Annotated in this window: 11 protein-coding genes; 6 read left to right on the top strand and 5 right to left on the bottom strand. The window is 60.7% G+C overall.

Translation table 11 applies throughout. The features are described 5' to 3' along the window. The 4 genes from pepQ to rph form a co-directional block, all read right to left on the bottom strand. Nucleotides 1-890 (bottom strand): Xaa-Pro dipeptidase (gene pepQ / locus OUZ52_RS05885; RefSeq protein WP_266157420.1); only part of this gene is annotated, 890 nt, incomplete at its 3' end. A gap of 102 nt (nt 891-992) precedes the next feature. Further along, nucleotides 993-2,159 (bottom strand): radical SAM family heme chaperone HemW, encoded by a 1,167-nt coding sequence (gene hemW, locus OUZ52_RS05880; protein ID WP_266157418.1) that lies wholly within the window; start codon nt 2,157-2,159, stop codon nt 993-995. Next, complete coding sequence (gene rdgB / locus OUZ52_RS05875; RefSeq protein WP_266157417.1) at nt 2,156-2,755, bottom strand: RdgB/HAM1 family non-canonical purine NTP pyrophosphatase; 600 nt, start codon at nt 2,753-2,755, stop codon at nt 2,156-2,158. The genes hemW and rdgB overlap by 4 nt, the downstream gene beginning before the upstream one ends. A gap of 3 nt (nt 2,756-2,758) precedes the next feature. After that, nucleotides 2,759-3,490, bottom strand: a complete 732-nt coding sequence (gene rph, locus OUZ52_RS05870) for a ribonuclease PH (RefSeq protein ID WP_266157416.1) — start codon at nt 3,488-3,490, stop codon at nt 2,759-2,761. 157 nt (nt 3,491-3,647) lie between these two features. Here rph and OUZ52_RS05865 point away from each other — a divergent pair, with 157 nt between their 5' ends. Both OUZ52_RS05865 and gmk read left to right on the top strand, forming a co-directional pair. Continuing rightward, nucleotides 3,648-4,511 carry a YicC/YloC family endoribonuclease gene (locus tag OUZ52_RS05865; RefSeq protein ID WP_266157415.1) on the top strand — a complete coding sequence of 288 codons (864 nt, stop codon included), beginning with the start codon at nt 3,648-3,650 and terminating at the stop codon, nt 4,509-4,511. Then, a complete protein-coding gene (gene gmk / locus OUZ52_RS05860) occupies nt 4,508-5,143 on the top strand; it encodes a guanylate kinase (protein ID WP_266157414.1) in 636 nt (211 codons plus the stop codon). The genes OUZ52_RS05865 and gmk overlap by 4 nt, the downstream gene beginning before the upstream one ends. Nucleotides 5,144-5,205: 62 nt before the next feature. On the opposite strand, the gene OUZ52_RS05855 is transcribed toward gmk, so the two are convergent. Further along, nucleotides 5,206-5,958 (bottom strand): AAA family ATPase, encoded by a 753-nt coding sequence (locus OUZ52_RS05855; protein WP_266157413.1) that lies wholly within the window; start codon nt 5,956-5,958, stop codon nt 5,206-5,208. Between the two features lie 122 nt (nt 5,959-6,080). Between OUZ52_RS05855 and OUZ52_RS05850 the strand changes: the two genes are divergently transcribed. The 4 genes from OUZ52_RS05850 (at nt 6,081) to OUZ52_RS05835 (ending at nt 9,408) form a co-directional block, all read left to right on the top strand. After that, nucleotides 6,081-6,917 (top strand): ABC transporter ATP-binding protein, encoded by an 837-nt coding sequence (locus OUZ52_RS05850; RefSeq protein ID WP_266157412.1) that lies wholly within the window; start codon nt 6,081-6,083, stop codon nt 6,915-6,917. Continuing rightward, a complete protein-coding gene (mlaE, locus tag OUZ52_RS05845; protein WP_266157411.1) occupies nt 6,914-7,687 on the top strand; it encodes a lipid asymmetry maintenance ABC transporter permease subunit MlaE in 774 nt (257 codons plus the stop codon). Before OUZ52_RS05850 ends, mlaE begins: the two co-directional genes overlap by 4 nt. A 100-nt stretch (nt 7,688-7,787) precedes the next feature. Beyond that, nucleotides 7,788-8,660 carry an outer membrane lipid asymmetry maintenance protein MlaD gene (mlaD, locus tag OUZ52_RS05840; protein ID WP_266157410.1) on the top strand — a complete coding sequence of 291 codons (873 nt, stop codon included), beginning with the start codon at nt 7,788-7,790 and terminating at the stop codon, nt 8,658-8,660. 73 nt (nt 8,661-8,733) lie between these two features. Continuing rightward, nucleotides 8,734-9,408: an MlaC/ttg2D family ABC transporter substrate-binding protein gene (locus OUZ52_RS05835; protein ID WP_266157409.1), complete on the top strand. Its 675-nt coding sequence runs from the start codon at nt 8,734-8,736 to the stop codon at nt 9,406-9,408. The last annotated feature ends 4 nt before the right edge of the window (nt 9,409-9,412 follow it).

Below are 9,412 nucleotides of genomic sequence, written 5' to 3'. Positions count from 1 at the left end.
TGAATGTGCAATGCGGGGTAGCTCTGGCCGGGGCGAACCATCGCCACGAAATCCTGCTGCGCCGAATCGACGCTGTCGATCAGCGCCTGGAATTCGCCGTGCCCGGCAGCAGCATAGGTACGCGTGATGTCACTGGCATAGCCCGCGGCATTGGCGCCGGCATCGATCAGGAACGAGCGGCTTTGCGCTGGCGGCTTGCGATCGAAATTCGTGTAGTGCAGCACCGCACCGTGCTCGTTGAGGCCGACGATGCTTGCATAAGGCAGCTCGGCGTCGATAGCGCCAGCAGCGGCCAGGTAAGCCTGATGAATGCCCAGCTCGCTCGCCCCGGCGCGGAAGGTCTGCTCGGCCGCATGGTGCGCGCGGGTGCCAATGCGGCTGGCTTCACGCATCAACTCCAACTCGTAAGGCGTCTTGTATGAGCGATGCCAGTGCAGGTAATCGAGTACGGGCTGTGGATTATTGGCCTCGGCGCCTGCCAGCGAGGGCTGCTCAGGGGCGATCACTGCCCGTCGGCTCGTCGCGGCAGGCAGGTGAGCGACAGCATCGGCCGCGTTGCGCACGATAGTGATGTCGAAATGCTCCACCCAGTAGCCATGCGGTGCTTCGGGCACCACATGCCAGTAATCGCGTGGCTGCAGAAAGATCAGCTTGGGTTTCGCGCCGGGCGAATAGACGATCCAGCTGCCGGGGGTATCGGTCAACGGCAGCCAGTGACGAAAGTGCGGGCTGGCCACAAAGGGGTAGTCTTGATCATCGAGAAATTTACGCAGCGGCATGCCGGCTGCGATCACCAGATAATCGTAACCGCCAAGCGCGAGAGCCTTGTCTGCGCGCTCGCGCAAGGTGGCCAGATGCTGGGGATAGAGCGGGGCAAGCCGAACGGTCATGGCATTTCCTGATGGTGCGCGAAGCCGCACATGATCGCGCGGCGCGCGTGCCGCTGCCAGTGCGCGGGCACAGGTGAGTCCTCTGGCAGTCGGTGGCGAGTATTAGTCGAGGAAGCTGGAGATCACATCGTTGAGAAAGCGCTGCCCCAGCGTGGTGGTGCGCAGTTGCTGTACCTCATCGGTCAGCCAGCCGCGCTGGCGGGCGCTGGCAAGCCCGCTGGCAATACGTTCGATGGGCAGCCCGGTGCGTTCGCTGAAGTCGCTCATTGGCACCCCGTCGACCAGGCGCAAGGCATTGAGCATGTATTCAAAGGGCAATTCGTCTGCCGTTACCAGGTTATCGCCGCCGATCCGGCCAGGGCCGCTGGACGCTTCCAGGTAGGCGCGTGGATGGCGGGTTTTCCAGCGACGATGTATGGCGCCAAGCGCTGTGTCGGTGACTTTGCCATGGGCTCCGGCGCCAATGCCGAGATAGTCGCCAAAACGCCAGTAATTGAGGTTGTGAACGCAGCGTCGATCTGGTCGCGCGTAGGCCGAGATTTCGTACTGGCCATAACCTGCCGCCGCCAGCCGCTCTTCGCAGCGCTCCTGCATCGCCCATGCATGGTCGTCGTCAGGCAACGGCGGTGGATTGGCGGCAAAAGCGGTGTTCGGCTCCAGCGTGAGCTGATAGTGCGAGATATGCGTTGGCTGTAAGGCCACCGCGCGCTCGACGTCGTGCAGGGCGCCATCCAATGATTGCCGGGGCAGGGCATACATCAAATCGAGGTTGATGTTGGTGTAGCCGGCATCTTGTGCCGATTTGACCGCCGCTTCAGCCTCGCTGGCCGAATGAATGCGGCCCAGGCGCTTGAGCTTATCGTCATCGAAGCTCTGGATGCCAAAGGACAACCGGTTAACTCCGGCGGCGAGATAGCCGTCAAAGCGGCCGTGTTCGACGGTGCCGGGGTTGGTCTCCAGGGTGACTTCGGCATCGTCGGCCAGAGGCAGGCGGTTGCGTACGCCATCGAGGAAGCGATCGATCAGTTCCGGCGCAAACAAGCTAGGCGTGCCGCCGCCAAAGAAAATGCTCAGCACCGGGCGCGCACTGAGCGCGGGGCCGAAGTCGGCAAGATCGGCATCCAGATCGGCCAGCAAGTGATCGATATAGGCGGCGTACGGCGGTGGTTCGCTACGCAAGCCATGCGAATTGAAATCGCAGTAAGGGCACTTTTTCACGCACCACGGCATGTGCACGTAAAGCGACAGCGGTGGCGCGAACAGGCTCATCCGCGCACTTCGGCAATGCGTTCGTGTAGCAAGGCCAGCGCCTGCCCGCGATGGCTTAGCCGATTCTTCAGTTGCGGATCGAGTTCGGCGGCACTGCCGGTTTGGCCTTGCGGGAGAAACAGCGGATCGTAGCCGAAGCCGCCGTGACCGCGTGCCTCATCGAGGACATGACCGTACCAGCGGCCTTCGGCAATCACCGGGGCGGGGTCGTTCGCATGCCGTAGCAGCACCAGCGCGCAGATAAAGAACGCGCCGCGTTGTTCGGCCGGTACGCCGCTCAGTTCGCGCAACAGCTTGGCGTTATTCGCGGCGCTGTCGCCGTGGCCGCCGCTATAACGCGCGGAGTACAGGCCGGGGGCGCCGTGCAGATGGTCGACGCACAGGCCGGAGTCGTCGGCGAGTGCGGGCAAGCCGGTGACCTGCGCTGCATGACGCGCCTTGAGCAGCGCGTTCTCGACAAAGGTAAGGCCGGTTTCCTCGATGTCCTCCACCCCCAGGCTGGCCTGGGTGATGACGTCGAAGCCACTGTCGGCAAACAGCGTATTGAATTCTGCGAGTTTGCCTGGGTTGCTACTGGCTAGAACAATACGTGACATAGATCAACTCATGCCCAGCGCTGCGTGCTGTGCGGCGACCAGCTCGCTGATGCCTTTTTCGGCGAGACCGAGCAAGGCGTTCATTTCATCGCGGCGGAACGGGTGGCCCTCGGCGGTGCCCTGTACTTCGATAAAGCCGCCACCGTCGTTCATGACGACATTCATGTCGGTATCGCAGTTGGCGTCTTCGGCATAGTCGAGGTCAAGCACCGGCACGCCTTGGTAAATACCGACCGAAACCGCTGCGATAGCCCCGAAAATCGGGTTGCGCTTGAGATTCTCGCGCTTCATCAGCAGGCTGACCGCGTCGACCAGGGCCACATAGGCGCCGGTGATCGCGGCAGTACGGGTGCCGCCATCGGCCTGGATGACGTCGCAATCGAGGGTGATAACGCGCTCGCCCAGCGCCTGGCGGTCCACGCAGGCGCGCAGGCTGCGGCCGATCAGACGCTGGATTTCCATGGTGCGGCCACCCTGGCCGCCGCGGGCGGCTTCGCGCTGGGTGCGGCTGCTGGTGGCGCGCGGCAACATGCCGTATTCGGCGGTGACCCAGCCCTCGCCTTTGCCGCGCAGCCACGGTGGCACGCGGTCTTCGATGCTGGCCGTGCAGAGCACGCGGGTGTCACCAAAGCTGACCAGGACCGAGCCTTCGGCGTGGCGGGTGTAGTGACGTTCAATCGTGACAGGGCGCAGTTGGTCGCAGGCGCGACCGCTGGGGCGGGTAACGGAATTCATGATGGGTGCGGCCTGGATTGGGCAAGGCGGGTCGGAGAGTTTACCATTGCTGACTTTTCCGCCGGTCGTTAGTTGGTCCGGCGACTACCCGTTCGAGCGTTATCGGTTCAGCCGTTACCGATCTAGCAATCACTGATCACTTGCAAGCAGGCCCCCCATGATCCGCAGCATGACTGCCTATGCCTCCGCCGAGCTCCTCGGCCCCGCCGGTACGCTGAGTTGCGAGTTGCGCACGGTCAATCACCGCTACCTGGAGCTGAGCCCGCGGTTGCCGGACGATTTGCGTAATTTTGAATCGGCCTTGCGTGAGCGCATTGCGGCCAAGCTGTCCCGGGGCAAGCTGGACCTGACCGTGCGCTTGCGGGCCAACGAATCACGCAGCGAGTCACTGCAAATCAATCAAGCATTGCTGTCGCGGTTGGCGGAGCTGAATCTCGATATGAGTGCGCGCTTTTCCGGGCTCCAGGTCGAATTCACCGATTTGCTGCGTTTCCCTGGTGTGATGCAGCAAGCCGAAGTGGATCAGGATGAGCTGCAGGCTGCGCTGTTCGACGTGCTCGACCGCGCACTCGATGCCTTGACCGCCACCCGTGAGCGTGAGGGTGCCAAGCTCGCCGACCTGCTCAAGGAACGGCTGGACGGTATCGAGCGGGTGGTTACCGAGGTGCGTGGCTGGATGCCGGAAATTCGCGCCGCGTTGCGTGCCCGACTGGAAGGGCGGCTGGCCGACCTTAAGCAGCCCGCCGATCCGGGCCGCCTGGAGCAGGAGCTGGTGCTGCAGATCACCCGCACCGATGTCGACGAAGAGCTGGACCGGCTCAGCACGCATATTGCCGAGGCGCGTCGCGTACTCGGTCTGAAAGAGCCGGTAGGCCGCCGTCTCGACTTCTTGATGCAAGAATTCAATCGAGAAGCGAATACGCTGGGCTCCAAATCGGTCGATGCACGCAGCACCAATGCGGCGGTGGAGCTGAAAGTGCTGATTGAGCAGATGCGCGAACAGGTGCAAAACATCGAATGAGTGCGCCGCGCTTACCAGCCCAAGAGGGCACCCTGTTTATCGTTGCCGCCCCTTCGGGTGCCGGCAAGTCGACCTTGGTCAATGCCTTGCTCGAATGCGAGCCGGCGATTTCGCTGTCGGTATCGCACACCACGCGGCCACCGCGGCCGGGTGAGGAGTACGGCCGGCACTATTATTTTGTCGAGCGTGTCGAGTTCGAGCGGGAAATCGCCGAAGGCATCTTTCTTGAACATGCCGAGGTGCATAGCAATCTCTACGGCACCTCGCGTACGACGGTGGCCGGTTTGCTGGCCGAAGGCCGCGATGTGCTGCTGGAAATCGACTGGCAAGGCGCGCGGCAGATCCGCCAGACCAAGCCTGATTGCGTAAGTGTGTTCATCTTGCCGCCGTCGCGGCCGGAGCTGGAACGCCGCCTGCGGGGACGCGGCTCGGATAGCGCTGAAGTCATCGAGCGGCGTCTGCATAACTCGCGCGAAGAAATCAGCCACGCGCACGAATTTGACTACATCATCGTCAATGATCGTTTTGAGGATGCGCTGGGCGATTTGCGCTCGATCGTACATGCGGTGCGTTTGCGCGCGGCGTGGCAATGCCGTCGGCACGAAGCCTTGATTGCCGAGTTGCTTGGCTGAGCCACGGCTTGAGTCGCTGGAGTTTTGGTCTGGGCGGTGTTACGTCCAATCTGCTTATTTGTTTAGCCCAGCACATTGTGCAAATAGCTTTGTGGATTATTGAGGAAGCTGCGAGTCAGCTGGTAATGCTCGGTGTCTTCGTAGCGGACCCGCTCGAGGCCTTGAACGCCGATCTGGTAAATCCATGCTTCCGGATAGCTGAGCAATATCGGCGAATGGGTTGCAATGATGAATTGCGAGCGCTGCTGCACTAGTTCATGCAATCGACGCAGCATAGCCAGTTGCCGTGCCGGCGATAGCGCTGCTTCGGGCTCGTCCAGCACATAGAAGCCCTCGCCGCGAAAGCGATGCGTCATCAGCGAAAAGAACGACTCGCCATGCGATTGCTCGTGTAGCGATATGCCGCCGTAAGAGTCGATGATGGGTGGTCCGCCAGGGCCCTGATCCAACTGCTCGATTTCGGTGGCGACGTTGAAAAAGCTCTCTGCGCGCAAGAAGAAGCCATCTTTGGGGCGGCGGAAAGTTCTGCATAACCGCAGATATTCATGCAGCGCAGAATGTGAGCTTCGCGTGCTGAAGCGAAAGTTTTTGCCGCCTCCTTCCGGATTGAAGCCCCAGGCCGTAGCGACAGCTTCCAGCAAGGTTGATTTGCCGCTGCCATTTTCGCCGACCAGGAAGGTCACCGAAGGATGCAGTTCCAGGCACTGAAACTGCTGCAGAACCGGCAGAACGAATGGGTAGGCACCGAAGCATGCGACCCGCTCGCGACGTAAGCGAACTTCCATCAGGTAATGTTCAACATCGAAACTGCCCACCGATTTCTCCTCAGGCTTTCTGAGCCCCAATGAAACATGTCGGTGTCTCATCCATTGATTCAGGATGGCGCGCGCGGGGGGCTTCCGGTAAGTTGTACGACTTTGATGCCGACTGCCGCCCTATGACCGACTCCGTAAGTGCACAGCCCAACGACAGCGCCCTGGTGCGCGTGCGTGGTCTGACCACGGTGCTCAACGGCAAGGTCATCTTTGACGCCCTGGATTTAGACATCCCGCGCGGCAAGATCACCGCCATCATGGGGCCCAGCGGTACCGGCAAAACAACCTTGCTCAAGCACATCACCGGCCAGATGCGCGGCGATGCGGGCGAGGTATGGGTCGACGGCCAGAACGTGCCGGCGCTGTCGCGCGAGAAATTGTTCAAGTTGCGTGAGCAGATCGGCTATCTGTTTCAGAACTCGGCGCTGCTGACCGATTTCGATGTCTTCGAAAACGTCGCCTTTCCCTTGCGCCAGCACACCGATTTGCCGGAGGTGTTGATTCGCAACCTGGTGCTGACCAAGTTGCAGGCCGTGGGCCTGCGCGGGGCGGCCAAGTTGCTGCCGACCGAATTATCTGGCGGTATGGCCCGGCGCGTGGCGTTGGCACGGGCAATCGTGTTCGACCCGATGTTGATTCTGTACGACGAACCCTTTGTCGGCCTCGACCCGATTGCCTTGAATCAGGTCTTGAAACTGATCCGCACACTTAATGAAACACTCGGCATTACCAGTGTGTTGGTGGCGCATGAGCTGGAGGCGATCAAGCAGGTGGCTGATCACATTTACCTGATCGCCAACGGCAAGGTGGTTGCCCATGGCGACCCCAAGACCATTGCCGAAGACGGCTCACCGTGGACGCGGCAGTTCTTTGGCGGTGAGGCTGATGGCCCGGTGCCATTCCAGTACCCGGCGGGCGATTACGCGACGTCGCTTGGCTTTACAGGGAACGGGGCATGAGTGCACAACCGGCACGTGAAAATGTAGTGATTCGCTCGCTGACCCAGATCGGTGCCTGCGGCCTGTTCTTGCTGACCATACTCGCGGCGGTTCCGCGCAGTTTCCGGCATGGTCGCGAGACCGTGCGGCAGCTTTGGTTTGTCGGCGCCATGAGCCTGACCATCATCATGGTCTGCGGCCTGTTCGTCGGCATGGTGCTGGGCTTGCAGCTTTATTACGTGTTGTCGATCTTCGGTGGTACGGCAGCTAGTGGCACGGTGGTGGCGATTGCCATTTATCGTGAATTGGGCCCGGTGGTCACGGCCTTGTTGTTTGCCGGCCGCGCGGGTACGTCGATTACCGCCGAGATCGGCCTGATGCGCGCTACCGACCAGATCGCGGCAATGGAAATGATGGCGGTCGACCCGATTGCCTATGTCGCTGCGCCACGCTTTCTCGCGGGGGTGATCGCGATGCCCTTGCTGTGTTGCGTGTTCTGCATGTTGGGCATTTTTGGCGGTCATCTGGTGGGTGTGAGCTGGCTCGGCATCGATAACGGTACGTTCTGGTCGAACATGACCGCCACCGTCGATGTCTGGAAGGACGTGGTCAACGGGGTGTTGTACAAAAGCGTGGCTTTTGGCGCGGTGGTCTCGTTGATCGCCGTCTACCAGGGCTACACCACCGCACCGACCAGCGAAGGGGTGGCCTATGCCACGACTCGCACGGTGGTGGCTTCATCGATTGCCATTCTGGCGATCGACTTTGTGCTTACCGCGTTTCTGATGTGATTGCGCCGATGCGATCGAGCCGAGTGAGCACTGCGATGATCCAAAAGAACCGATTCAACAAAAACCGATTCAATAAAATTCTTTTACTGAGGAACGTGCCGTGAGCCAGAGACCATCGTATGCCGTCGGCACCGGCCTGTTCATTGTGCTTGGTTTTGCCGCACTGGCTTATCTCGCCACCCAAACCACCTCGGTAGCCAATGTCCATCAGGGCAGCAGCTATACCGTCGACGCGCACTTCGCCAACATCGGCCAGCTGAAGGAGCGCGCACCGGTGAAGATCGCTGGCGTGCGAGTTGGTCAGGTGCAGTCCATCGTGCTTGATCCGGCCAGCGAGGTGGCCGACGTCAAGCTGTCGATCGATCAGCGCTACAGCAAGATTCCGGACGACTCGGTTGCCACCATTTTTACCAGCGGCCTGCTCGGTGATCAGTACGTTGGTATTCAATACGGCAGCTCCAAGAACATAGTCGCCCCAGGCGGCACCCTGGCCTTGACCAAGCCGGCCCAACAGTTGGAAGAAATGCTGGGCAAGTTCTTTGGCGCCGGCGGCTCGGCGGATAACCTCAATGGCAGCTACACGGTCAATGCGCACTTTACTAATGTCGGCGCTCTTTCGGCGGGTGCGCCGGTGAAAATGGCCGGTGTGGCCATTGGCAGCGTGCTATCGGTCAAGGCTGACCCGGTCAAGCTGGACGCCCACGTGGTTATGGCCATTGACAAGAAGTACAGCCAGATCCCCGATGATTCGGCGGCCGCAGTGTTCACTAGCGGTTTGATCGGCACACAGTATGTTGCGATTCAGCCTGGTGGCTCGCCCGATCCATTGAAGAATGGCGACGAATTGGTACTGACCCAGTCGGCGCTGCAGTTGGAAGACCTCATCGGCAAGTTCCTGGTTAGCGGTACGCCTGGCGATAAAAAGCCGGCTGACGATGCCAAGGCGGCCGATAAGCATGACAGCAAGCATTGATCCGCTAAGCGCCGCCGCTTGAATCTTGTTTCCTTAGATTGCCCCCGCCCAAAGATTGACCCAGGAGTTCCCCATGTTGCGCCGTCTCGCCTTAGCCTCTGCCATCGCGTTTAGCGGCTTGCTTGCCGCTCCAGTCATTGCCCAGGATGCCTCCGCCGCGGCCGCTGCTACCCAGCAGACGCCGGTGCAGGTGGTGCAGGACATCACCAACAAACTCGATACCGCCATCGCAGGTCAGCGCGATAAGTTGAAGAACGACAAGGAAAAGCTGATCGGGGTGATCGACGGCGTGTTCCTGCCGCACTTCGATATCGACTATGCGTCGATCCTGGTGCTTGGCCAGCATGCGCGCGAAGCCTCGCCCGAGCAGCGCAGCCGTTTCGCCAAGGCGTTCTACAACTCGATTACCCACCGTTATGCCGAAGGTCTACTCAACTACACCCGTGGCCGGGTCAAGGTGCTGCCGTTCAGTGGCGACCTTAACGACAAGCGCTCCATCGTGCGCACCCAGGTGGCCATGGACGATGGCAAGCTGGTTTCGGTCGACTACGCTTTCCGCAAGAGCAGCAATGGTGACTGGAAGGCTTACGATGTGGTCATCGAAGGCATTTCCTACATAACCAATTACCGCAACCAGGTCGACGCCGAGATCAAGAAAGACGGTATCGACAAGCTCATCAATACGCTGGAGACCCAGGGCGCCAAGGCCATGGATACTCTGGAGAGGGATGGCAAGGCAGCCCAGTGACAAG

Origin of the sequence: Dyella silvatica, assembly GCF_026283955.1 — a bacterium.
Lineage (GTDB): Bacteria > Pseudomonadota > Gammaproteobacteria > Xanthomonadales > Rhodanobacteraceae > Dyella_C > Dyella_C silvatica.
This window is presented reverse-complemented; position numbering and strand designations above follow the sequence as displayed.